At 65.3% G+C, this 24208-nt stretch carries 19 protein-coding genes and 1 pseudogene; 10 read left to right on the top strand and 10 right to left on the bottom strand.

The features are described from left to right. Positions 1-214: 214 nt before the first annotated feature. From cphA (F7R11_RS18505) to F7R11_RS27325, 4 genes and pseudogenes are all read left to right on the top strand, one after another. Positions 215-2875, top strand: a complete 2661-nt coding sequence (gene cphA, locus F7R11_RS18505; protein ID WP_064808888.1) for a cyanophycin synthetase — start codon at positions 215-217, stop codon at positions 2873-2875. 37 nt (positions 2876-2912) lie between these two features. Then, positions 2913-5480 carry a cyanophycin synthetase gene (gene cphA / locus F7R11_RS18500; protein WP_064808889.1) on the top strand — a complete coding sequence of 856 codons (2568 nt, stop codon included), beginning with the start codon at positions 2913-2915 and terminating at the stop codon, positions 5478-5480. Between the two features lie 238 nt (positions 5481-5718). Then, positions 5719-6300, top strand: a complete 582-nt coding sequence (locus F7R11_RS18495; protein ID WP_064808890.1) for a flavin reductase family protein — start codon at positions 5719-5721, stop codon at positions 6298-6300. A gap of 22 nt (positions 6301-6322) precedes the next feature. Beyond that, a pseudogene (locus F7R11_RS27325) lies at positions 6323-6460 on the top strand (GNAT family N-acetyltransferase); the annotation flags it as partial. Between the two features lie 4 nt (positions 6461-6464). Here F7R11_RS27325 and F7R11_RS18485 read toward each other — a convergent pair. The 8 genes from F7R11_RS18485 to F7R11_RS18450 form a co-directional block, all read right to left on the bottom strand. Next, on the bottom strand, positions 6465-7853 hold the full coding sequence (locus tag F7R11_RS18485) for an amidohydrolase family protein (protein ID WP_064808891.1): 1389 nt from the start codon (positions 7851-7853) through the stop codon (positions 6465-6467). Between the two features lie 19 nt (positions 7854-7872). After that, positions 7873-9216 carry a nucleobase:cation symporter-2 family protein gene (locus F7R11_RS18480; protein ID WP_064808892.1) on the bottom strand — a complete coding sequence of 448 codons (1344 nt, stop codon included), beginning with the start codon at positions 9214-9216 and terminating at the stop codon, positions 7873-7875. A 79-nt stretch (positions 9217-9295) separates the two neighbouring features. Next, positions 9296-10402 (bottom strand): CobW family GTP-binding protein, encoded by a 1107-nt coding sequence (locus tag F7R11_RS18475; protein WP_064808893.1) that lies wholly within the window; start codon positions 10400-10402, stop codon positions 9296-9298. Beyond that, a complete protein-coding gene (locus tag F7R11_RS18470; protein WP_197495059.1) occupies positions 10399-11046 on the bottom strand; it encodes a UbiX family flavin prenyltransferase in 648 nt (215 codons plus the stop codon). The genes F7R11_RS18475 and F7R11_RS18470 overlap by 4 nt, the downstream gene beginning before the upstream one ends. Next, on the bottom strand, positions 11043-12434 hold the full coding sequence (locus F7R11_RS18465; RefSeq protein ID WP_064808894.1) for a UbiD family decarboxylase: 1392 nt from the start codon (positions 12432-12434) through the stop codon (positions 11043-11045). Before F7R11_RS18465 ends, F7R11_RS18470 begins: the two co-directional genes overlap by 4 nt. A 63-nt stretch (positions 12435-12497) precedes the next feature. Then, a complete protein-coding gene (locus tag F7R11_RS18460) occupies positions 12498-13421 on the bottom strand; it encodes an amidohydrolase family protein (RefSeq protein WP_021192951.1) in 924 nt (307 codons plus the stop codon). A gap of 28 nt (positions 13422-13449) precedes the next feature. Then, entirely contained in the window at positions 13450-14361 is a 912-nt protein-coding gene (locus F7R11_RS18455; protein WP_021192950.1) for an amidohydrolase family protein, read from the bottom strand. Positions 14362-14621: 260 nt separating this feature from the next. After that, the gene (locus F7R11_RS18450; protein WP_064808895.1) at positions 14622-15515 is read right to left on the bottom strand and encodes a LysR family transcriptional regulator; all 894 of its coding nucleotides are present in this window, start codon (positions 15513-15515) and stop codon (positions 14622-14624) included. A 135-nt stretch (positions 15516-15650) separates the two neighbouring features. On the opposite strand from F7R11_RS18450, the gene F7R11_RS18445 reads away from it, so the two are divergent. From F7R11_RS18445 to F7R11_RS18435, 3 genes are read left to right on the top strand one after another with little or no spacing between them, the layout of a single operon-like run. Beyond that, complete coding sequence (locus F7R11_RS18445) at positions 15651-16115, top strand: (2Fe-2S)-binding protein (RefSeq protein ID WP_064808896.1); 465 nt, start codon at positions 15651-15653, stop codon at positions 16113-16115. Next, positions 16112-18334 carry a xanthine dehydrogenase family protein molybdopterin-binding subunit gene (locus tag F7R11_RS18440; RefSeq protein ID WP_064808897.1) on the top strand — a complete coding sequence of 741 codons (2223 nt, stop codon included), beginning with the start codon at positions 16112-16114 and terminating at the stop codon, positions 18332-18334. The genes F7R11_RS18445 and F7R11_RS18440 overlap by 4 nt, the downstream gene beginning before the upstream one ends. 8 nt (positions 18335-18342) lie before the next feature. Beyond that, positions 18343-19236 carry a LysR family transcriptional regulator gene (locus F7R11_RS18435; RefSeq protein ID WP_064808898.1) on the top strand — a complete coding sequence of 298 codons (894 nt, stop codon included), beginning with the start codon at positions 18343-18345 and terminating at the stop codon, positions 19234-19236. Between the two features lie 4 nt (positions 19237-19240). Here F7R11_RS18435 and F7R11_RS18430 read toward each other — a convergent pair whose 3' ends face one another. Then, a complete protein-coding gene (locus F7R11_RS18430) occupies positions 19241-19630 on the bottom strand; it encodes a YybH family protein (protein WP_064808899.1) in 390 nt (129 codons plus the stop codon). A 67-nt stretch (positions 19631-19697) separates the two neighbouring features. Between F7R11_RS18430 and F7R11_RS18425 the strand changes: the two genes are divergently transcribed. Further along, positions 19698-20090 (top strand): winged helix-turn-helix transcriptional regulator, encoded by a 393-nt coding sequence (locus F7R11_RS18425; RefSeq protein WP_064808900.1) that lies wholly within the window; start codon positions 19698-19700, stop codon positions 20088-20090. Position 20091: 1 nt separating this feature from the next. Here F7R11_RS18425 and F7R11_RS18420 read toward each other — a convergent pair whose 3' ends face one another. Continuing rightward, on the bottom strand, positions 20092-21105 hold the full coding sequence (locus F7R11_RS18420; RefSeq protein WP_064808901.1) for an AraC family transcriptional regulator: 1014 nt from the start codon (positions 21103-21105) through the stop codon (positions 20092-20094). A 198-nt stretch (positions 21106-21303) separates the two neighbouring features. Here F7R11_RS18420 and F7R11_RS18415 point away from each other — a divergent pair, with 198 nt between their 5' ends. Beyond that, on the top strand, positions 21304-22437 hold the full coding sequence (locus F7R11_RS18415) for an acyl-CoA dehydrogenase (protein WP_021192944.1): 1134 nt from the start codon (positions 21304-21306) through the stop codon (positions 22435-22437). Between the two features lie 61 nt (positions 22438-22498). Further along, complete coding sequence (locus F7R11_RS18410; RefSeq protein WP_064808902.1) at positions 22499-24193, top strand: AMP-binding protein; 1695 nt, start codon at positions 22499-22501, stop codon at positions 24191-24193. Positions 24194-24208 lie beyond the last annotated feature (15 nt).

Raw genomic sequence — 24208 nt, 5'->3', positions numbered from 1 at the left:
AATCGGAGCAATGGTGCGGCCATCGCGCGCGTTGAGCGTCCGGTGGCCGGCAAATTTTGCTCGCAAGTATACATAGGGGAGCGAGCCAGGAAATTGGTGCGATGCACAACGCACTCCTGGTTCAAGCGGTCAACGCCAAAGCCGTTGTAACGTTATTGAAAGGTAACGCTTCATTTTCTCGGGCATTTCGCCCACTGCTTTCCAAGCTAATTCGATGAAGAAGAAGGACATTGAGATTCTCGATGTCATGTCGCTGCGCGGCCCGAATATGTGGACATATCGGCCAGTGCTGGAGGCATGGGTCGACATTGGTGAATTGGAGGATTTCCCCTCCAACACGATTCCGGGGTTCTATGAGCGCCTGTCGACGTGGCTGCCAACGCTGATCGAGCACCGCTGCAGCCCCGGCGTGCGCGGCGGCTTCCTGATGCGCTTGAAGGAAGGCACCTGGCCGGGTCACATCCTGGAGCACGTCACGCTCGAGCTGCAGAACCTGGCCGGCATGCCGGGCGGCTTTGGCAAGGCCCGCGAGACCCCGATCCGCGGCGTCTACAAGGTGATCGTGCGTGCCTGGCACGAAGACGTGACCCGCGCAGCACTGTTTGCGGCGCGGGACCTCGTCATGGCCGCCATTGAAGATCGCCCGTTCGACGTGGATGCGGCGGTCGAAACGCTGCGCGATATGGTGGATGACCAATGCCTTGGCCCCAGCACGGCCTGCATTGTGGATGCGGCTGACGACCGGGGCATTCCGTCGATCCGCCTGTCGGACGGCAACCTCGTGCAACTGGGCTACGGCGCACGCCAGCGCCGCATCTGGACGGCCGAGACGGACCGCACCAGCGCCATTGCCGAATCGATCTCGCGCGACAAGGACCTTACGAAAAGCTTATTGCAGTCGTGCGGCGTGCCCGTGCCGGAAGGCCGCATGGTCGACAGCGCCGAAGACGCCTGGGAGGCCGCTGAAGACATCGGCGTGCCCGTGGTCGTTAAACCGTATGACGGCAACCACGGCCGCGGCGTGTTCACCAACCTGATGACGCGCGAAGAGGTGGAAACCGCTTACGCGGTGGCCATCGAAGAGGGCAACGGCGTGATCGTCGAGCGCTTCGTCTCCGGCAACGAACACCGCCTGCTGGTGGTGGGCGGCCGTGTGGCGGCGGCGGCCATGGGCGAGACCGCGTCGGTTGTCGGCGATGGCACCTCCACCATCGAGGAGTTGATCGAATCGCAGATCAACGCCGACCCGCGCCGTGGCCCGACCGAAGAGCACCCGTTGAACCCCGTGCGCCTGGATTCCGCCGCGCGCCTGGAGCTCAAGCGCCAGGGCTATGCCGATGGCACCGCCGTGCCGCCCGCAGGCCGCACCGTGCTGATCCAGCGCAACGGCAACGTCGCATTTGATGTGACCGACCGTGTACACCCGAGCGTGGCGGCCCACGTGTCGCTGGCGGCACGGGTGGTCGGGCTGGACATTGCCGGCGTGGATCTGGTGGCCGAAGACATTTCGCGCCCGCTGGACGAACAGCGCGGCGCCGTTGTTGAAGTGAACGCCGGGCCGGGTTTGCTGATGCATATCCGCCCCGCCCAGGGTGAACCGCGCCCGGTGGGCCGTGCGATTGTCGACCACCTGTTCTCCGGCAAGGACGGCGTGCAGGACGACGGCCGCATTCCCATCGTCGGCATTACGGGCACCAACGGCAAAACTGTCGTCGCCAAGCTGGTGGCGCAATTACTGCAGCTCTCGGGCAAACACACGGGCCTGGGCTGCAGCGACGGCCTGTACCTGGACCACCGCCAAGTGGAAGGCACGGCCCGCAGCGACCGCGCTGCCTGGGACGCCTGCCACCGCATCCTGATGAACCGCGCGGTGGAAGCTGCCGTGTTCGAGAACGACAGCGGCATGATCCTGTCGCAAGGGCTGCCGTATGACCGCTGCCAGGTCGGCGTGGTCACCAACTTCGACAAGCCCGATCACCTGGGCGACTTCTACGTCGAAGACGAAGACCGCATGTACAGCGTCCTGCGCACGCAGATTGACGTGGTGCTGAAGACCGGCGTGGGCGTGCTTAATGCCGCCGACGCACGCTTGGTCGAGATGGCCGAGTTGTGCGATGGCGAGGTGATCTTCTTCGCCCTGTCCGGCGACCTGCCGGCCATTGCCGCGCACCGTGCCGAGGGCAAGCGGGCGGTGTTCGTGCGCGACGGCAAGGTAGTGCTTGCCACTGGCCAAACGGAAGTGGCACTGGCCGATGTCTCGGCTATCCCGCTCGCTTACGCGGGCCGGGTGCCGTTCCAGATCGAGAACGTGCTGGCCGCCGTGGCGACCGGCTGGGCGCTGGGTATCTCACATGAGTTGATCCGTGCCGGCATCGTCACGTTTGACGTTGGCCAGGTGGATGTACCGGGGCGCTTTACGCTGTTCCAGCACAACGGCGCCACCATCGTGGTGGATGACGCGCACAACGCGTCAGCGCTGCAAGCGCTGGCCGGTGCGCTGGACAACTTCCCGGCAGAACGCCGGACATTGGTGTTTGGCGCTGGTCTGCAACGTCGCGACGAAGACCTCGTGGCACAGGGCACGGTGATCGGTCAAACGTTCGACCGCGTGCTGCTGTGCGAAGACGCCAGCGTCAAGCGCGCTGATGCCCAGTTCGAGCCCCAGGCGCGTGCGCTGCTCAAGCAGGGGATGCAGCAAGGCGGCCGCGTGGCCGAGGTCGTCATCGACGGGGGCAAACGCCAGGATGCCGTGGAAGCGGCACTGTCGCAGCTCGCGCCTGGCGATCTGCTGGTCCTGCAATGCGACGAATGCGCGATTGATGCCACCGTCGAGCAAGTCCATCAGTGGATGGGCCGCACGGAACACCGGGCCTGACCAAAAGCAGCCCACAGCACAACGGAAAGCCGACTGTATGGAAGTCTCTCGTATCCGGGCCTTGCGCGGCCCGAATCTCTGGTGTCGTCACACGGCCATCGAAGCCATCGTGGCCTGCTCGGACCAATCGCTCCTGTTGACCGAGCTGCCGGGTTTTGAAGACCGCCTGCGTGCGCGTTTTCCGGCCATCGGCCCGCTGCGGCCGGATGACGAAGCCGATGCGCCGTCGATGGCGCACGCGCTGGAAGCTGCCGCGCTGGGCCTGCAGGCTGCTGCCGGTTGCCCGGTCACGTTCAGCCACACTGAGCCAACGCTCGAACCCGGCACGTACCAGGTCGTTGTCGAATACACCGAAGAGGAAGTGGGGCGACTGGCGTTTGAGCTGGCTGGCCAACTTTGCCTAGCGGCGCGTGATGACCAGCCGTTCGATCTGGACGACGCACTGCACCGCCTGCGCGACCTGGATGAAGACGTGCGCCTGGGACCGAGCACCGGGTCCATCGTCTACGCCGCCGTGGCGCGCGGCATTCCGTACCGCCGCCTCACGCAGGGCTCGATGGTCCAGTTCGGCTGGGGCAGCAAGCAGCGCCGCATCCAGGCGGCCGAGACCGACATGACCAGCGCCGTGGCCGAATCCATTGCGCAGGACAAGGACCTGACGAAGACGTTGCTGCATGCCGCAGGTGTGCCGGTGCCGCTTGGCCGTTCGGTGCGCAGCGCCGAAGAGGCCTGGGAAGCCGCGCAGGAAATCAACGGCCCGGTGGTGGTCAAGCCGCGTGATGGCAACCAGGGCAAGGGTGTGGCGGTGCGCATCCGCACGCAGGAAGAAGTGAAGACCGCCTACGAAGTGGCGGCCGACATCTCGTCGGACGTGATCGTCGAGCGCTACATCCCCGGCCACGATTTCCGTCTGCTGGTGGTGGGCAAGCACTTGGTGGCGGCCGCGCGCCGCGACCCGCCGCAAGTCATTGGCGACGGCAAGCACACGGTCCGCGAGCTGGTCGACGAGGTGAACCGCGACCCGCGCCGTGGTGAAGGGCATGCCACGTCGCTCACGAAGATCCGCTTTGACGACATTGCACTGGCCACGCTCGCCAAGCAGGGCCTGAGCGCCGACGCCGTGCCGCCGAAGGGCACGCGCGTGGTGCTGCGCAACAACGCGAACCTCTCCACGGGCGGTGCGGCAACCGACGTGACTGACGACGTCCACCCGGCCATCGCGGCGCGTGCCGTGGCGGCTGCGCAGATGGTTGGGCTCGACATCTGCGGTGTGGATGCCGTTTGCGAAACGATGCTCAAGCCGTTTGAAGACCAGGCTGGCGGCATTGTAGAAGTCAACGCCGCACCGGGTTTGCGCATGCACCTGCAGCCGTCATACGGCAAGGGCCGCGCGGTGGGCGAAGCCATCATTTCCACGATGTTTGCCGATGGCGACGATGGCCGTATCCCCCTGGTGGCTGTCTCCGGCACCAACGGCAAGACGACGACGGTGCGCCTGATCACCCACCTGCTGGCCTCTAGCGGCCTGCGCATGGGCATGACCGGCACCGATGGCGTGTACATCCAGGGCCAGCGTATCGACACCGGTGATTGCAGCGGCCCGCGCAGCGCCCGCAACGTGCTGCTGCACCCCGACGTGGATGCCGCCGTGTTCGAAACCGCGCGCGGCGGCCTGTTGCGCGAAGGCCTGGCCTTCGACCGCTGCGATGTCGCCGTGGTGACCAACGTGGGTGAAGGCGACCACCTGGGCCTGAACTACATCAGCACGGTAGAAGACCTGGCTGTGCTCAAGAGCGTGATCGTGCAGAACGTGGCGCCCAAGGGTATGGCTGTGCTCAACGCCGCCGACCCGATGGTCGCGCGCATGGCCGATGCCTGCCCAGGTTCGATCACGTTCTTTGCGCAGGACGTTGGCCTGCCGACCATGGCACTGCATCGTGCGCAGGGCAAGCGCGTGGTGTTTGTCGATGGCGCAGAGATTGTGGCCACCGAAGGCGCCAACGAAACGCGCATCGCACTGGCCGACATTCCGCTCACGCGCAACGGCACGATCGGCTTCCAGGTTGAGAACGCCATGTCGTCGATTGCTGCCGCTTGGGCGCTCGGCATCGACTGGGCGGTCATCCGCCGCGGGCTGGCCACGTTTGTGAACGACGCCGCCACGGCGCCGGGGCGCTTCAACCTGTTCGATTACAAGGGCGCTACGCTTATTGCTGACTACGGCCACAACCCGGATGCCATTCAGGCGCTGTGCAACGCCGTGGCAACGATGCCGGCCAAGCGTCGCTCGGTGGTGATCAGCGGGGCGGGTGACCGTCGTGATGAGGACATCCGCAAGCAGACGCAGATTCTTGGTGGCGTGTTTGATGATGTGCTGCTGTATGAGGATCAGTGTCAGCGTGGGCGTGAGGATGGTGAGGTGCTGGCGCTGCTGCGTGAGGGGTTGCACGGTGCTGAGCGCACCAGCCGCATTGATGAAATTCGTGGTGAGTTTCTGGCGATTGATACGGCGCTTGGTCGCTTACAGCCTGGTGACCTCTGTCTGATCCTGATCGATCAGGTGGAAGAGGCGCTGGAGCATATTGCTAAGCGCGTTGCTGAGTAAATTAGAACCCCGGTTGAGTGATCGCCGGGTTTTTTTTGTGGTCCATCCCCCCTTTCGTTCCCTGCCGGGACCGACTCACTTTTCTTTGGCAAGACAAAGAAAGTGAGTCAGCCCCGGCAGGGGATGAAACAAGGGATGCACCAACACCCCAAAAAACCAAAAGAAGGGCACCGCTGCCACCAACACATTCAATACCGTTGGCCTATGATGACGCCTCCCCCAGCCTCACCTAGCCATCATGTCCGATCCCATCAAGCTAGCTCCGGTAGAGCTGGCAAAGTCCTATCGCCTCCTGAACCACGGCCCGACCACACTGGTCACGAGCGCCCACAACGGCGTACGCAACGTGATGGCCGCCGCTTGGGCCATGCCACTCGACTTCGACCCACCTAAGGTGCTGCTGGTAGTCGACAGCCGCACTCTTACGCGCGAGTTGATCGAAGCCTCCGGCGTGTTCGCCCTCAATATCCCCACCCGTGCAATTGCCGAAACCACACTGACCGTTGGCACGCTCACCGGCCGCGATGGCGACAAGTTCGATGCGTTAGGCATCGCCACCACGCCCGCCCGCACCATCGACGTGCCGCTGGTGGCCGGTTGCGCAGCGTGGCTCGAATGCCGCGTCATTCCCGAGCCGCACAACGAAAAGCGCTACGACCTTTTCATTGCCGAAGTCACAGCTGCGTGGGCGGACCCTGCGCTGTTCAGCAATGGCCGCTGGCACTTCACAGATGCCGGCAGCAAGACCGTGCACTACCTCGCAGGTGGTGCCTTCTTTGAAACGGGCGATGCATTCAACGTGGAAGCCAAGCAGCCATGAGCGACATCGCCATTCGGCTTAAGTAAGCGCCGAAAACCCGCGTGCGCAACAGCTATATCGCAACGCGGGTTTCGAAACCTTCGGCGTCGAGCGCCGCGCCATGCGTGTCGGAGAGCGCTTCTACGACGAAGAACACATGGCGCTGCGGCTCGACACCTGATCCGTCAAGCGCATGCCATCAGGTCAGCCACGCCCTGGCTGGCCTGCGCGCGGATGCTCGCCACATCCAGCCCGCACACCACACCTTCATCCACCACCACACGCCCACCAATGATGCTGGTGCGCACGGTGATGGGCTCGCCGGCCGCCACGGGTGCGATCGCCGGGTCGTGGAAGCCGTAGAAGCGCGGGTGGTTGATGTCGTAGAGCACCAGATCGGCGGCTTGCCCGACCTGCAGCGTGCCGACTTCGCCCAGACCCAGCACGCGCGCACCGCCGGCCGTGGCCCAGTGGATCACCTCTTCGGCGGTGGTGGCGCTGGCGCCCTGTGCGGCGCGGTGGATCAGCCACGCAGTGTTGACCTCGCCGGTCATGCTGCCCGATTCGTTCGACGCTACACCGTCCACCCCCAGCGACACCGGCACGCCGGCCGCGGCCATTTGCGGCACCGGTGCGATGCCGCTGCCCAGCCGGCTGTTGCTGACCGGGCAGTGCGCGACGCCGGTGCCGGTTTGCGCGAGCATGCGGATCTCCGCCGGCTGCATGTGCACCATGTGCGCAAACCAGACGTCCGGCCCCAGCCACTCGTGTTCAGCCACGAACTCCACCGGCAGGCAGTTGTATTTCTCGCGGCAGAAGCGCACGTAGTTGTCGGTCTCAGACAAGTGCGTGTGCATGCGCAGGTTCATGGCGCGTGCCACGTGTGCCATCTCTACCAGCAGCGCGGGCGGCAGCGAGAAGGTGGGCGTGGTCGGTGCGACCACCACACGGCGCATCGCGTCAGGCGCGTCGTCGTGATAGCGATTTTTGAGCCGCTCGATGTCGGCCACCATCTGGTCGAACGTCTCGGGTTGCAGCGCCGTCTTCGAGAAACCCGGGTGGCTGTTGGCCGATTCAACCGCACCACCGCGGCACAGCACGAAGCGCATGCCGAACTCGTCAGCCACGTCGAACAGCATGTCACCCGACTCGGTGCCGCCACCGGCGTGATAGAGGTAGTGATGGTCGGCACAGGTGGTGGCCCCCGACAGCAGCAGCTCTGCCATGCCCAGGCGCGCAGCCGTGCGCATCAGCTCTGGTGTGAACAGCGGCAGGCGCGGATACGGCACGCTGGCCAGCCACCCTTGCAGGTCCTGGTTCATGCCTTCCGGCACGGCCTTGAGCAGGTTCTGGAACAGGTGGTGGTGCGTGTTGATCCAGCCGGGGTAGACCAGGCAATCGCTGGCGTCGATCACGCGCTCGCCGGGGCGGGGCGTGAGGTCGGGGGCCATCTCGGCGATGCGGCCGCCGACGATGCGGATGTCGACGGCTCCCGCGCGCGCCGCGTCGCCACGCAGGCCGGTCATAACGGCTATGGGGCGGCGGATCAGGATGTCTTGAGGCGTGTTGTGCATGGAGGTGTCCAGTGGAAAGTCAGGCACGGCCAGCCGTACGCACGATGTTGGATGGCACGTGCGCTTCTTCGGTACCGTTGAGCAGCAGGTTCAGTGCCACCGACACCAGGCAGGCGATGACCACGCCGCTGTGCAGGAACGGCTGCGCCCAGTCGGGCATCTGCTTGAACAGCGCCGGGGCGAGCACCGGGATCAGCGCGGCTGCAATCGTGAAGCCCACGATCAGCACGTTGTAGCGGTTCTCTTCGTAGTCCACGCGGGCCAGCGTCTGGATGCCCGCAGCGGCCACCACACCGAACATGGCGATACCGGCGCCGCCCAGCGCGGCCGGCGGCGTGGCGGCAATCACAGCACCCGCCTTGGGCACCAGCGCCACCAGGCACATCAGCACGCCGCTCACGGCCACCACCCAGCGGCTGCGTACGCCGGTGAGCACCACCAGCCCGACGTTCTCCATGAACGCGATGAACGGGAAGGCCGCGAACATGCCGGCAATGGCACTGGCCAGGCCGTTGGCGCGCAGGCCGTTGATGGCTTCTTCTTCCGCGATGGGCTTCTCGACGATGTCGCCGATGGCCAGGAACAGGCCCATCGATTCCACCATCTGCACGATCATCACCACGATCATGGTCAGCGCCGGCACCAGGGCAAAGACAGGCATCCCGAAGTGAAACGGCACCGGCAGCGTGGCCCACGGGGCGTCTGCCACGCCGTGGAAGTCGCCCATGCCCAGCGCGCAGCCAAGCAACGTGCCGACGATCATGCCAATCAGCACCGCGAGGTTGCGCAGCAGCGGCGTGCCAAAGCGGTTGATGAGGAGGATGGTGAGCACCACGACCACCGCCACCATCAGGTACAGCGGGGCACCGAAGTTGGCGGCGTTGCGCCCGCCGCCCACCCAGTCATAGGCGACCGGAAAGAGCTGCAGGCCGATGACGGTCACGATACAGCCCGTGACCACCGGTGGAAAAAATCGCCGCAGCCGCCCCACCAGCGGTGCGGCGAGCAGCGTAAACAGACCGGCCGTAATGACCGCACCGCACACGCCCGCGAAACCTACGGCAGGGTTGGTGCCGATGGCAATCACCGGCCCCACGCTGCTGAACGCGACCCCCTGCAGGATCGGCAACCGTACACCGAACTTCCAGAACCCGATGGTCTGTAACAGCGTGGCGATCCCCGAGCAGAACAACGTGGTGCTGATGAGGACAATGGTGTCCGCCTGCGACATCTTGAGTGCCGATGCAATGATCAGCGGCACCGCGATGGCGCCGATGTACGACACCGCCATATGCTGCAAGCCCAGCGTCAACATCTGTCGGGTCGACAGAATCTGGTCGACCGGGTGTACGGCTGTTGTCATGGTTGTCTCCTATCGTTGTCATGCCCGGGGCATGCCAGGGGCTGCCCGCGGGTCAGGGGGATGTCATGTCATGGCATGCTCACGCCGCCAGACACGCGTTGAAACCGTCCTGCAGGGCCGCGCGATCAAGGTCGCGGCCGATGAAGACGATCTTGCTGCTGCGCGCTTCGCTGCCCCAGGGCTGCGTTGCGCGAAAATCGATGAGGCTGTGCACACCCTGCAGCACGTAACGCTGCGCCTGGCCCTGCACGGCCAGGATGCCCTTCATGCGGTACAGCGTTTCCGCCTGCTCGTTGCGCAGGGCTTCGATCCAGGTATGGAAGCGGGCGAGGTCCACGTCGGCCGGCACGTCAAAGCCCACCGAGCTGACACTCGGATCGTGCTGGTGGTCGGGCTCGTGATCGTGTGCATCAGCGTGAACGTGCTCATGGTCGTGGGCATGTTCGTCGTGATCATGGTGGTCATGATCGTGATGCTCGCCATGCTCGGCGCCGATCTCCAGCAGCTTCTGCGTGGCTTCGAACGCGCCTACACCGATGATCTTGTTCAGGTCGATCTCGGCATAGCTGGAGGTGACGATGTCGGCCGTGGCGTTCAGTCCGCGCACGCGACCGCGCAGCGCGTTGACGGCTTCGGCGTCGACCAGGTCCACCTTGTTGATGACGATGCGGTCTGCGCAGACGATCTGGTCGACGGCCTGGTTGTCGACGCCATCCAGTTGCAGGTCGTCCAGATGCGCGCCGATGTGCTTGGCATCAACCATGGTGACGATGGCGTCCAACTCCACGTGCTCGGCGATCGGGTCGTCGATGAAGAACGACTGCGCCACCGGATACGGATCGGCCAGGCCGCTAGTTTCCACCAGGATGTGGTCCAGCCGCTCAGGCCGCGCGACGAGCTGGCGCACGATGCGTACGAGGTCTTCGCGCACTTCGGCCGTGCAGCACACGCAGCCGTTGACCATCTCGTAAATCTCCTCGTTCTCCGAGGCCATCACCAGGCCACCGTCGATCCCGACCTCGCCGAATTCGTTTTCGATCACGGCAATCTTGCGGCCGTGGTTTTCGCGCAGGATGTAGTTGAGCAGCGTGGTTTTGCCGGCGCCCAGGAAGCCGGTCAGGATGGTGACCGGGATCTTGGTGTTCGGGCCGGGAAGCACGGCGTTCGGGTGGGCATGGGTGGTCATACGGACTCCTTGTCAATCGTGGGTGGGGTACGGACTAAGGTTGGTAAGGCGTGTTCGCCCCAGCGCAGGGCGGTGCCGGCATCGAGCCCGAAGAGGTCGAGTACGCGGCCGAGGGTGTGGTCGATCATGTCGTCCAACGTATTGGGTCTTGCATAGAAGGCCGGCACGGGCGGGGCGACGATGGCGCCCATCTCCGTGACGGCCTGCATGTTGCGCAGGTGTGCCAGCGTGAATGGCGTCTCGCGCGCCATCAGGACCAGCGGGCGGCGCTCCTTGAGCGTGACGTCCGCCGCGCGTGTCAGCAGCGTCGACGAGACACCGGTGGCGATCTCCGCCAGCGATTTCATCGAGCACGGCGCCACGATCATCCCGAGCGCGCGAAACGATCCGCTGGCGATGCCGGCGGCCATGTCGTCTGCCCGGTGGTAATGCGAAGCGAGGTCGATCACGTCGGCCAGCTTGTACGGCGTTTCGTGCGTCATCGTCAGCAGGGCGGACCGTGTGACGACGAGGTGCGTCTCCACCTCCAGCGCCCGCAGCAGTTCCAGCAGACGCACGCCGTAGATAAAGCCCGACGCGCCGCTGATGCCGACCACCATGCGCGGGGGCGCGGGGCGGAGGTGCTGAAGGTTGCGCGCGTTCATGATTGCACTCCTGCCTGGCGGAGGATGTCGCTGGCGCGTGCAATGACGGCCGGATCGAGGCGCGCGCGGATGCCCTCGAAGCTGGCACCGCGCGTGGCATCGATGCCCATGCGCGATGTCGTGCCGTGCACCGACGACGACGGATCAAGCGGGCTGCCCGGCAGGCCATCGATCATGAACAGATCCTGATGCGGCTGGAAATGCGTGGCCATAGCCCACAGCACCTGTTCGTCCTGCTGCAGATCGATATCCGAATCCACGGCAATCACGGTCTTGAGGTACGGGTCCCAGCCGAGCAGGGCCAGCATGATCTGACGTGCCTCACCGTCGCGTGTCGGGTTGAGCGCCACGTAGCAGTGGAAGTGCGTGCCGGAGTTCGGGTAGTGCAGCGCTGTGACCGACGGGAAGCGCGCCTTGAGCTTCTCGCTCATCTCGGCTTCGCGCGGCAGGCGGGCCAAGGTGAGGTGCTCCGCGTACTGACCGCCCACCACGTCGACTAGCCACGCATCGCGCCGGCGCATCAGTGCATCGATGCGCAGCACGTTGTTGGTGGAGCGGTCGGATGAGTAGCCGGTGAACTCGCCGAATGGGCCTTCTTCCGCATAGGCAGCCGGGTCGATGGTGCCTTCTAGCACGAACTCGGCTGCCGCCGGCACGCCAATGCCGTAGCGCGGCGTGCGCACGATATCGAGCGGCGCGCCAAGCAGGCCACCAGCCACGGCACGCTCGTCGGCGCCGAAGGGCAGGCGCGCAGCGGCGGCCAGCATGAACAGCGGGTGCGCACCCACCACCATCGCCACGCGCAGCACGTCGCCGCGCTCGCGCGCGGTCTGCAGCATGCGCCACAGATGCCCGCGCGAGTGCAGGCTGGTGGCCAGTGCGTTGCGCGCGTGGCGCATCGAGCGGTGATAGCTCATGTTCGCCACGCCCGTCACCGGATCTTCGGCCACGATGATGGCGTTGGTGACGTAGGGCGCGCGGTCGCTCTCGAAGTGCTTGATCATCGGCAGCAGCGCAACGTCCACCGCATCGCCCTCGATCACCTCGTCGGTGATGGGGCCGTGTGAAACGACACGCGGTGCGATGGGGGCATTGGCACGCGCCTGGAAGGCGTCGTGCAGTTGATGCGGCTGCACGTCGAACAACCGTGCCAACCGGGTGCGCGAGGCAAAGACGTTGGTGACCAGCGGCACCTGCAGGCCGCTGACCTGCTCGCAGACCAGCATGGGGTGGCGGTTGCGCGCAGCAAGCTGGTCGATGACGGCGGTGACATCCTGATCGGCGGAAACACCGTTGTGCAGGGTCAGCACATCATCGGGATACAGCTCGCGATAGAGATTGGCGAAGACGTGGAAATCCTGGCCTTCGCCAAGCCGGGTCATGCTCATGGCACACCTCGCTAGAGGCGGGCGCCGACCGCCACAGAGGCGCGGCGCCCGCGGGATCGGCGCTCAGGCCGCTTCTGCTGTCTGGACGTAGGTCGACTTCAGGCGCAGTTCCGCCTCGGCCAGGTCCTTGGGCGGCTTGGTGGGCTCGATGCCGACCAGCCGCGCAATGTTGTTGCCCAGATAGTCTTCGAGGTGGTCCTCGTCGATGCCCAGCCCTTGCGGCGGCGCCGAACACAGCACCTCCAGCTCGCGCAGCCACATGCCGGGCTCGTTGGGCGGCGAATCGGTGCCGAACACGATCTTGTCGCGCGGCAGTTGCTTCGCAAACTCAACGATGCGCGACTGGAAGCACCAGCCCGATTCGCAGTACACGTTAGGCGTGTCCATCGCCATCCAGAATGCTTCGAACGAGTAGTTGCCGCCCGTCTGGATCCCGAAGTGGCCGATGATGAAGTTCACCATCGGGAACTCGCGGATGATCGGGTAGAACATCGTCGGGATGGTGTACGGGCCGTCGCCGGTGTGGATCAGCACCACGATGTTGTACTTGGCGCAGACCTTCATGGCCGGGCGCAGCCAGTCCAGCGCGCGGTCGGGGCGGTAGCCGTGCATGTTGGCGTGCAGCTTGACCATCTTGAAGCCGTATTCCTTGATGTGGAATTCCAGCTCCGCCGCGCCGTTCTCCGGGCCCCAGCGCGGGTTGTAGGTGAAGTTGCCGATGAAGCGGTCGGGGTACTTCTGTGTGAGCTCGGCGATGTACGACATGTAGTCGCGAATGCCTTCACGGCCACGGCGGTTGCCGTCGCGGTAGCCAGTGTTGCCCGGCGGCGGCTGGATGAAGCCCATGTCGATGCGGCGCGGCTTGCCGTTGATCATGTAGGGGCCATCCATCAGCTGGATCATGCGCTCGCCGTTGAAGGGCGTGCCGGTGTGGCGCCAGGCCTCGTCAACGAGGTTGGTCGGGTGCAGATGGGTATCAATAATCATGTGTGCGCTCCGTGCGGTCTGCGGTGGCTCAGGCAGCAGCCAGCGCAAGCTGCGCTTCGGCTTCGGCCACGGTCTTGGGCGGACGGGTCGGCTCCAGGCCGATCATGCGGGCGATGTTGTTGCCCAGGTAATCCTCGAGCGTGTCTTCATCGAGGTTCAGACCCTGCGGCGGGTCCATGCACAGCACCTCCAGCAGGCGCAGCCACATGCCGGGCTCGTTGGGGGGCGTGTCGGTGCCAAACAGGATCTTGTGCTTGGGCAGCACCTTGGCAAATTCAACGATGCGCGACTGCAGGCACCAGCCCGATTCGCAATACACGTTGGGCAGTTCCATCGCCCACTGCATCGGCTCGAACACGTACACGCCGCCGGTCTGCACACCGAAGTGCGCCATGATGAAATCGACGTTCGGGAACTGCTTGATCATCGGAATCCATTCCGATGGGATGCTGTAAGGGCCGTCACCCGTGTGCAGCTTGACGGGCACGCCCAGCTCGGCGCATTTCTCGAAGGCCGGCATCACCCAGTCCAGCGCGCGGTCTGGCCGGTAGGCGTGCATGTTGGCCTGCATCTGGACCATCTTGAAGCCGTGCTCCTTGACGTAGCGCTCGATGGCTTCCACGCCGTTCTGCACCCCACAGCGCGGGTTGTAGACGAAGCAGCCGATGAAGCGGTCCGGATACGTCTGCACCATCTTGAGGGTGTACGCCATGTAGGCGTCGATGGACTCGCGGCCCGTGAGCTCGCCGTCCGTCCACGTATAAATGGTGTTGCCCTGCGGTGGCTGGATGAAGGCCTTGTCGATACGGCGTGGTTTGCCGTTGATCATGTAAGGGCCGTCCATCATTTCGAGCAGGCGCTCGCCGGTAAAGGGGTCGCCGTCGTGCCACCACGCGAGGTCCACCAGGTCGGTGGGGTAGCAGCTGATGTCGATGATCATCGTTGGATCTCCTGATGACTGGGAGGAAGCGCGATGGCTTCCCGGTGAGGGCAGGCACGTCCTGCAGCGCGGCGTTCTTGCTAGGCGTGTGCCTTCCCCTCGCCGGATCGCGTTGATTCGCGTTGATGCCGGATGCGTGCTGCTTGGGGCGCAGTATCGGAGTCGGGGCCGGGGGCCGGCCAATACTATTTGGCGGCGGTCTTGATACGTTGCCGATATCGGCAACGCGGGGGAGGAGTGGGGAGGAGAAAAGCGGCGGCTCAGCCGCCCAGCGTGTCGCGTGCGAGTTGCTGCACTGCGTTCACCACGGCCTGCGCACGTTCGCCTTGGCCGCGTTGCCAGACGGCATACAAGTTGTAGTGCGCCGGGATGGCCACGTCCGTCAACTGCACGAGTCGCCCTTGCTGCAGTGCATCGGCAGCCAGCAGGCCGCGCACCAGTGCCACGCCGATGCCGGCCTCAGCCGCGGCAACCATGTTGGCCGCGTTGTCGAAGGCGGCCACCACGGCGGGTTCCAGCGGCTCCAGCGCGGCCGCGTCCAGCCAAGGAATCCACGAGCGCCGCGTATAGCCCAGCAGCGGCAGCGTCATCACCGCCGACGGCGCCAGCGGCGCCTGCACACCATGTCGCTCCAGCAGGGCCGGCGCAGCCACGGCGGTGACGTGGTCACCACAGATCGGTGCCATCTCGCAGTCGTCCCACTCACCGTAGCCGTAGCGCAGCGAGACATCCACCCGCTCGAATGAGGGCCGCTCGCCGCGCGTGGTCGACAGGAACATCACCTGATACCCCGGCAGCGCTGCCAGCAACTGCGGCAGCCGCGCGTTGAGCCAGCCCTGCGCCAGTTCGCTGTCGACATCGACGATCAACGTTTGCGGCACGCGTCGGTTGCGCACGGAAGACAGCGCCCGGTCTACCTGCCCAAAGCCGTCGGTGAGCATGCTGGCGAAGAGCTGGCCGGCATCGGTCAGCACGATGCCGCCGGCCTCGCGCACAAACAGTGGTTGGCCAATGAACTCCTCCAGAGACCGGATCTGCTGGCTGATGGCGCTGTGCGTCAAGTCCAGTTGCTGCGCGGCCTTGGTAAAGCTGCCGGTGCGGGCGGCTTGCAGGAAGGCATGCATCGACTGGATCGACGGATAACGCTTGTACATGGCGGCTGTTGGCTGGCTGTTAGTTCGACTTACATGGTCCGGCAGAAATCGTCGCTGGCGGGGTGCCGGGGCGCGGCTTCATATTGCGGCCAGTAGCGGCCGCACAAGACGGCCCGGTTTCTGGAGGAAACAATAATGACCGACATTCTGGTCAATGGCACCCCCCATGCGCTGGATGATGCCGACGCTGACATGCCCCTGCTGTGGGTGTTGCGCGACCGGCTCAAGCTGACCGGCACCAAATTCGGCTGCGGTGGCGGCTTCTGCGGGGCTTGCACAGTCCACCTGGATGGCGCGCCGATCCGCGCGTGCATCACGCCCGCCTCGGTCGCGGCCGGGCACAAGATCACCACCATCGAAGGGCTGTCCAAGGACGGCACGCACCCGCTGCAGCGCGCCTGGGTGGCTGAGGACGTGCCGCAGTGCGGCTACTGCCAGTCGGGGCAGATCATGTCGGCAGCGGCGTTGCTGGCTTCTGGCAGCCCCGTCAACGATGAAGCCATCACCAATGCCATGGCCGGCAACATCTGCCGCTGCGGCACTTACGGGCGCATCCGCAAGGCCATCAAGCGCGCCGCCGACGAGGGAGGCAAGGCATGAATGCGCCGCGTGAACCCCTTGCACACATGCCCGACGCGCCCTCGCGCCGCCGTTTCCTGCAACAGAGCGCATTGCTGACGGCTGGGCTGGCGGTTGGCTTTCGCCTGCCGGATGCGCTGGCCGCCGGCAAGGACGCCACTGCCGGCGAGTTCGAACCCAACGCCTGGGTGCGCGTGCTGGCCGACAACACGGTCAAGATCGTCGTGCACAAGCATGACTCCGGCACCGGCACGCAAACCGCGCTCGCCGCCTGCGTGGCGGAAGAGCTGGATGTGGACCCGATGCGCATCGCCGTCATCACGCCGGAAGATCCGTTCTTCCAGGACTACATCCACCCGATCTGGAAGGTGTATTCCACCGGCGGCAGCACCAGCGTGTCGCTCGAATACACGCGCCTGCGACAAGCCGGTGCCACGGCACGCGCGATGCTCGTGAGCGCTGCGGCGCAACGCTGGGGCGTACCGGTGGCCAATTGCAGCACGACGGACGGCACCGTCATCTGCAACGCCGATGGCCGCAAGGCCACCTATGGCGAACTGGCCGACGCGGCAGGCCGCCTGCCCGCGCCTGCCAACGTCACGCTTAAGAACCCGGCGGATTTCAAGTACATCGGCAAGCTGCGCCACAAGCGCGATGCGCTGGCCAAGGCTACCGGCCAGTTCCACTACGGCATGGATGTCTCGCTGCCCGGCATGCTGGTGGCGGTGGTGCAGCGTGCCCCCATGCCCGGTGCACGCGTGCGGCATATCGACAGCGCCGAGACGCTGAAGGTGCGCGGCGTGCGCCAGGTCATCACCATTCCGCTGCGCTCTGATGTGCTGGGCGGCAACCAGGAGGGCGTGGCCGTGCTGGCCGATGACTACTGGGCAGCAAACAGGGGGCGCGCCGCGCTCAAGGTTGAGTGGGACGACAGCGCCTTCGCCGATTTCGACAGCGGCCATGTCGCCGCGCACCAGGCCGCGTGGCTCGCCAGCGGCAAGGCCCGCGTGGTGCGCACGGTCCAGTCGGGCAATACCGATGCGGCAATCGCGCACGGCGCCAAGCGCATCAACGCGGCCTACCGCATGCCCTACAAGCAGCAGAACCCGCTGGAGCCCGTCAACATCACCGCTTGGTTGAAGGACGGGACGATCCAGTACTGGGGCGGCATCCAGGTGCCATCCACCGCCATGGAAGCGGCCGAGACGATCTGCGGCCTGCCGCGCGACAAGGTGGTGCTGCACGAGATGGTGTCGGGCGGCAGCTTTGGCGCACGCGAGAGCAAGTACTGGCTGTTCGAGGTGAGCTATCTGGCCAAGAAGGCCGGCGTGCCCATCAAGCTGATGAACAGCCGCGAAGACGAAATGCGCGCGCTGTACGGCCATCCGGCCACGTATCACCAGCTTGAAGGCGCGCTCGATGCGCAGGGCAGGTTGGATGCGCTGCGCATCCGCGCGGTGTCTCCTGCCTCCCCCGAGCAGTGGGAGCCCGGCTACTTCGACCGCCCCGACCGCATGGACTACAGCACCACCGAGGCCATCTCGAAGTGGGATTTTCCGTACCGCGCCAACCACATGGACATCGGCTGGGTGCGCCACGAAACGGGCATCCCGACGGGCTGGTACCGGGCTGTCAGCTTTATCCCCAACGTGTTCGCCACCGAGAGCTTCATGGACGAACTGGCCGCGGCGGCCAAGCGCGATCCGGTGGAATTTCGCGTTGCCCATATGGCTGACCGCCCACGCCATGTGGAGGTGCTGCGCACCGCCGCACAGCGCGCCGGGTGGGGAAAGACTGCTCACGGGCACGCGCTGGGCGTGGCCACGCACCAGGCCTATGACAGCTACATCGCCGTGGTGGCGCAGGTGGCGCGCAAGGATGGCCGCGTGGTGGTGGAGAAGCTCACCTGCGTGGCGGACGTCGGCTTGGCCGTCTCGCGCACCGGCGTGGAAGAACAGCTCTATGGTGGCCTGATGTGGGGTCTGGGCCATGCACTGTTCGATCGCATCGACATCCAGGGCGGGGCGGTGCAGCAGAGCAACTTCCACGACTACCCGGTGATGCGCATGTCGGACATGCCGGCCATCGAGATCGTGGTGGTGGACGGCAACCGCGACAAGCCGGGCGGCGTGGGCGAACTGGCCAACCCGCCGGTGGCGCCCGCCATTGCCAACGCCATCTTCCGGCTGACCGGCAAGCGCCAGCGCGAGACGCCGTTCAAGCTCGACCTGCAGGCATAGCGCACATCATGGACATTCGCCTGCTGCGCTACTTCTCGGTCCTGGCCGACGAACTGCACTTCGGGCGGGCAGCGGCGCGCCTGTTCATGTCGCAGCCGCCGCTGAGCCAGCAGATCCGCCTGCTGGAAGACGAGATCGGCACGCCGCTGTTCGTGCGCAGCCACCATCGCGTGGAACTGACGGCCGCCGGTCGCACGCTCAAGGAGCAGGCGCCGCTGGTGTTCGAGCAGTTGAATCGCGCACTCGATCTCACGCGGCAGGCCGGCCGTGGCCAGGTGGGCGAGCTGGAAATCGGCATGATCAGCTCGGTGATGGTGGGGCTGCTGCCCGAGGCGTTGCGCCAGTTTCGCGAGCGCTATCCCGGTGTGGAGTGGCGCTTGAAAGAGATGACGCCCGCCGCGCAGGTGGCCGCGCTCAAGGAGCGCCGCATCGATGCCTGCATTTTCCGCCTTGGCCATGAAGACCCCGCCGTGCGCAGCGAACTGCTGCAGCAAGAGCCGATCGTGATGGCGCTGCCCGCCTCACATCGGCTGGCGGGGCAGGCCAGCCTGGCGCTCGGCGACTTTGCTGGCGAGCCCTTCGTCGCATTCGAATCCAAGCGCTCCCGCTTTGCTGACCACCTGATGCATCTGTGCATCCAGGCGGGGTTTGCGCCGCTGGTGCGCCAGCAGGTGACCGAGGTGCAGACACTGCTGGCGCTGGTAAGCGCCGGCTTTGGCGTGGCGCTTCTGCCTGGGTCCACCGCCAACCTGGCGCCGCCGGGGGTGGTCTTCAAACCGCTGGAGCCCGCACTGCCGGCCGTGCCGCTGTACGTGCACTACCGGGTGGACGACACGTCGCCAGTGCTCAAGCTGTTTCTGGAGACGCTGCGAGAGGTGAGCGGCGCGGGGGCGGTCGTCTGACGTATCAGGCGGGTATGCCCGGCAGGCTGGCGCCCACCGCATGGTCGATCAGGTAACGCCAGGTGCCATCTGGCTGCCGGCGGCAGACCTCTGCGCTGCTGCCGGCGGCAATCCGGTGGCCGGCATCGTCTTCGATATGCCAATCCGCGCGCAGCAGCGCAATGTCGCCATGGATCAGGCAATACACGTTGCGCGACGTCATCGTGCCGCGCAGGTCGAGCAGCGGTGTCAGCGTGCGCGCAATGTCGGCCTTGCCGGTGATAATGCGCGACGCATCGTCCGTACACAGCAGGGCATCGTCTTCGTACAAGGCGAGCAGGTTCTCGAGCTTTCCGCTGTTGAGCGCCTGGGCAAAGGCGCCATTCATGGCGGCGGGGTGCATGACAGGTTGCATGCGTGTCCTTTGATGTGAAAGGGTTGCGATGCAAGAGAGTGAAACAGTCGCCCGCGACGCTATCCAAATGGAAATCCATACGCAGATCGATGTGCCGTCTCCGGTGCGCCCTGAGCGCTGCCCGGTGGAAGACTGGCTGGCTTTTCTGGGCCACCGCTGGAATGCCCTGGTGCTGTGGCACCTGCGGCAGCAACCGCTGCAGCACGGCGAACTGCTCGACCGGTTGCCGGGCGTGACACCGAAGGTGCTCTCAGCGCGGCTTAAGGCGCTGGGCGGACGTGCGCTGATCGAGCGTGAGGTGTTTGCCGCGTTTCCGCCCACGGTGGTCTACCGGCTGAGCGCACGTGGCCATCAGGTGGTGGCGATTCTGGACCAGCTCGAAGGCGTGGCGAAGCTGGCCGCGCAGGAAGAGGCTGAGACGAGCGGTGCGTTACTTCAGGTGCTGTTTCCCGCGGGCTAGCTCAATCCTGCGCCAGCCGGTAGTCCGTGGGCCGCATGCCCGTCCACTTGCGGAAGGCGCGGTGAAATGCGCTCGGCTCTGCAAAGCCCACGGCGACTGCAATGTCGGCAATCGTCCGGCGCGTGTCCTGCAGCTGGCTGATGGCGATGTCGCGCCGCAGGTCATCCTTGATGGACTGATAGGTGTGGCCTTCCAGCTTGAGGCGCCGGCGCATGGTGGCCTCGGCCACGTTCAGCTTGAGCGCCATCGCGTCTGATGCCGGCCAGCTTGCCACCGGCAGGTTGCGCAGCATCTTGCGCACGCGTGCCGCGAATGAATCCGGGTTGCGATACTTGACGATGAAGCTGCCCGGCGCATCGCGCAGAAAGGTCTTGATGGACGCAGCGGTCTGAATGACCGGCAGGTCAAGAAAGGCAGGCGATAGATCGACATAAGACGCGCTGTGCTTGAACGCCATGTCATCGCAGAACATCAGCCGGTATTCCTGCACGTCCTGCGGCTCTGCACACCGGAAACGCGCGGCGATGAACGGAATGCGCCGCCCGACCAGCCAGCAGACCAGCCCGTACACCATGATGAGCCACGTGGCGTAGGTGAACATGGGCGGCACGCGCGTGCCCTTGCGGTGCGCGAACACCAGGCGCACGCGCTGCGCATCTTCTTCAATCTGCACGTGCAGATCATCCAGCACCAGCCGCAGGAAACCGGTTGCGCGCTGCAGCGCTTGGCGGCCGGTGCGCGCGGTGAGCGCCGCCTGCGTCATCGTCACGAAGCTGCCCCAGCGCATGGGGTGGGCGTCCTGCCCGAAGAACTCATCGTCCATCGCCTGCGCAATGCCGGCCCACAGCGCGCCGTACTGGGCAGACGACACGCGGCTGCGTGGTGAGGCGAGCATCTGCGGCGTAATGCCGGCGGCCGCCATGATCGGCAGCGTGTCGACACCGTGCGCACGTGCGCGTGTCACGGCCTCGTTGACGAGGCTGACGGAGACGGTCCCTTTTTCGTTGTTCTTCATCGTCGTAGCGAACGTTGCGGCAGCGCAGTATGGCAAATCCGCTCACGCAAGTTGAGCGTGACGGGCATCGAAGCTGGCGCGCCGCGTGCCTACACTTTTTCCCCATCGAATGGCCGCGTGAACGCCACCCTGATGGGTTGCACAGTGTAAGGCGCCCATGCACGCACCGTCACGCAGTCGGCAAGCAGAGAGCAAGCGATGGACGATTTCTACACGGAAGAGCAGCGGATGATCCACGACGCTGCACGCGACTTTGCCACCGAGCGCCTGGCGCCCAACGCGGCGCAATGGGATCGCGATGGTGCACTGCCAGATGACGTGGTCCGCCAGATGGGCGAACTGGGCCTGCTGGGCATGATCGTGCCGCCCGAGTGGGGCGGCTCCTACACCGACTACGTGGCCTATGCGCTCGCGCTGGAAGAAGTGGCCGCCGGTTGCGCCGCCTGCGCGACGATGATGAGCGTGCACAACTCGGTCGGCTGCGGCCCGATCCTGAAGTTCGGCACCGAGGCGCAGAAGGCGCGTTACCTGCCGGACCTCGCCACGGGTCGGGCGATTGGCGCGTTCTGCCTGACCGAGCCGCACGCCGGGTCGGAAGCCAACAACCTGCGCACGCGTGCTGTATTGCGCGATGGTAAGTGGGTGCTCAACGGCAACAAGCAGTTCGTCACCAACGGCGCGCGGGCCGACATCGCCATCGTGTTTGCGGTGACGGACCCCGAGGCGGGCAAGCGTGGCATTTCCGCCTTTATCGTGCCGACGGACACGCCGGGCTTTCATGTTGGGCGGCCGGAACACAAGCTCGGCATTCGCGCGTCGGACACCTGCCCGATCACGCTGGAAGACTGTGCCGTGCCCGAAGAAAACCTGCTGGGCGGGCGCGGCGAGGGGTTGAAGATCGCGCTGTCCAACCTGGAAGGCGGGCGCATCGGCATTGCCGCGCAGGCCGTGGGCATTGCGCGCGCCGCATTCGATGCCGCACGCAACTATGCGAACGAGCGCATCCAGTTCGGCAAGGCGCTGCGCGAGCACCAGACCATCGCCAACATGCTGGCCGACATGGCTACGCGCCTGAATGCGGCACGGCTGCTTGTTCACCACGCAGCGCGCCTGCGCAGTGCGGACAAGCCCTGTCTGTCTGAGGCATCGCAGGCCAAGCTGTATGCGTCGGAACTGGCCGAGGAAATCTGCTCCAACGCCATCCAGATCCACGGCGGTTATGGCTACCTGGCCGACTACGCCGTCGAGCGCCACTATCGCGACGCCCGCATCACCCAGATCTACGAAGGCACCAGCGAAGTCCAGCGGATGGTGATTGCGCGGCACGTGTAGTACGCCCCGCACAGCATCGGCCAACACAAGAGAGCGCATACGCGCCGACCAGGAGACGACGATGAACGAAGTGGCATCTGCAGCAAAGGGGTTTGTCGAGGCGCGCGATTTCCTGCTGCGCCATCGCACCGACTACGACCGTGCGTATCGCGAGTTCACCTGGCCGAAGCTGGACACGTTCAACTGGGCGCTCGACTACTTCGATGTGATGGCGCGCGGAAACGACAACCCCGCGCTGTGGATCGTCGATGACCTGCAGGGCGAAGGGTTGAAGCTCTCGTTCGCGCAGATGTCCGAGCGCTCGTCGCGCATGGCGAATTTCCTGCGCGGCCTCGGCATCGTGCGTGGCGACCGTCTGCTGCTGATGCTGCCCAACCGCGTGGAACTGTGGGACGTGATGCTGGCGGCCATGAAGCTGGGCGCTGTCGTGTTGCCCGCTACGACGCAACTATCGCCGGACGACGTGCGCGATCGCGTGGAACTGGGCGGGGCGAACTGCGTGGTGGTTGATGCGGCGGAACTGCACAAGTTCGATACGGTGGATGCTGGCGTCAAGCGGATCGCTGTGGGTGCGCAGCATGAGGACTGGATCGATCTGGCCGATGCCTACAGCGCACCGGCCGAGTTCATCCCTGATGGCGCGACCAAGGCCACCGATCCGCTGCTGCTGTATTTCACGTCCGGCACCACGTCCAAGCCCAAGCTGGTGGAGCACACACACCAAAGCTATCCGGTGGGACACCTGTCGACCATGTACTGGATCGGTCTCCAGCCGGGTGACATCCACTGGAACATCAGCTCGCCCGGCTGGGCCAAGCATGCGTGGAGCTGCTTCTTTGCGCCATGGAATGCGCAGGCCTGCGTGTTCGTCTACAACTACGCGCGCTTCGTGCCGAAGGACACGTTGGATGTGCTGGTGCACTGTGGCGTCACCACGCTGTGCGCGCCGCCCACCGTGTGGCGCATGCTGGTGCAGGAGCCTCTGGCGTCGTACGCCGTCAAGCTGCGCGAGATCGTCGGCGCAGGCGAGCCGTTGAACCCCGAGATCATCGAACGCGTGCGCACCGCCTGGGGCGTGACCATCCGTGATGGCTTCGGCCAGACCGAGACCACCTGCCAGATCGGCAACACGCCGGGCCAGCCGGTGGTGCCGGGCTCGGTGGGCCGCCCGCTGCCGGGCTACCGCGTGGAGCTGGTCGATCACGATGATCAACCTGCCAGCGAAGGCGAGATCGTGCTGCCGCTCTCGCATCGCCCGCTGGGCCTGATGCAGGGTTACGCCAACAACGCCAAGGCAACAGCCGAAGCCACGCGCAACGGCTACTACCACACGTCTGATGTGGCCATGCGTCGCGATGACGGCTACTTCGTCTACGTGGGCCGCACGGACGACGTGTTCAAGTCGTCCGACTATCGCTTGAGCCCCTTCGAGCTGGAGAGCGTGCTGATCGAGCACGAGGCCATTGCCGAAGCCGCCGTGGTGCCGAGTTCCGATCCGCTGCGCCTGTCGGTGCCCAAGGCGTTTGTGACAGTGCGCCAGGGCTACGAAGCTGGCCCCGAACTCGCACGCGCCGTGTTCCTCTTTTCGCGCGAAAAGCTCGCACCGTACAAGCGCATTCGTCGCCTGCAGTTCAGCGAGTTGCCCAAGACCATCTCGGGAAAGATCCGCCGCGTTGAGCTGCGCCGGCTCGAACTGGAGCGCACGCCTGAACCTGCCCGCATGCCCGGCGAGTTCTGGGAAGAAGACTTCGCCTGATTCCGGATTCCGCTG

The organism is Ralstonia insidiosa, assembly GCF_008801405.1.
In the GTDB taxonomy this organism is placed as follows: domain Bacteria; phylum Pseudomonadota; class Gammaproteobacteria; order Burkholderiales; family Burkholderiaceae; genus Ralstonia; species Ralstonia insidiosa.
The sequence above is the reverse complement of the archived record's forward strand: the minus strand, read 5'-3'. Positions and strand labels throughout refer to the sequence as shown.